The organism is Blastopirellula marina, assembly GCF_002967715.1.
GTDB lineage: Bacteria > Planctomycetota > Planctomycetia > Pirellulales > Pirellulaceae > Bremerella > Bremerella marina_B.
Genome location: NZ_PUIA01000089.1, coordinates 1 through 528 on the forward strand (window position 1 = coordinate 1; position 528 = coordinate 528).

1 protein-coding gene is annotated in these 528 nt (G+C 60.2%); it reads right to left on the reverse strand.

What is annotated here, in order from left to right; translation table 11 throughout:
- On the reverse strand, positions 1–451 hold a 451-nt coding region (locus C5Y96_RS25995), incomplete at its 3' end, for a Gfo/Idh/MocA family protein (protein ID WP_146115817.1).
- Between the last annotated feature and the right edge of the window lie 77 nt (positions 452–528).

Here is a 528-nt window from a genome sequence, read left to right on the forward strand (position 1 = left end):
TCTCGATCAGTTTGCCTTCGGCGATCGTCAACGTCAGCGGCTTTTCGCAGTAGACGTCTTTGCCGGCCTTCATCGCTTCGACGGCGACCTTGGTGTGCCAGTGATCAGGCGTCGCAATCATCACCGCGTCGATGTCGTCGCGATCCAGAACCTTGCGGTAGTCTTTGTAGGCGTCAGGCGCTTTCTTCTGACGATCTTTGACGCGCTGGACGTTCGTCCCCAGCACATTGGCGTCCACGTCAGCTAGCGCGGCGAAATCGGCCAGACCGGTCGACTTGCTCGTAATGGTCCAACCTTGATTGCGCAGACCGATCGTCGCAAACACCGGGCGTTCGTTCGGCGATTCGGCGCCTTTGACCAGCGCGGCGGACGAGGTGAAGACGCCAGCGGCGCCAGCTGCGGCCGTGACCTGCAAAAACTGGCGGCGCGTCGTGTTACCAGACTTAACCATGAAATGCGTTTCCTTTAGGCGTGAAATGACGGAGCGTGGTGCGGGAACGTGGGGTGAGAGCGACATGTAGGCGGGGC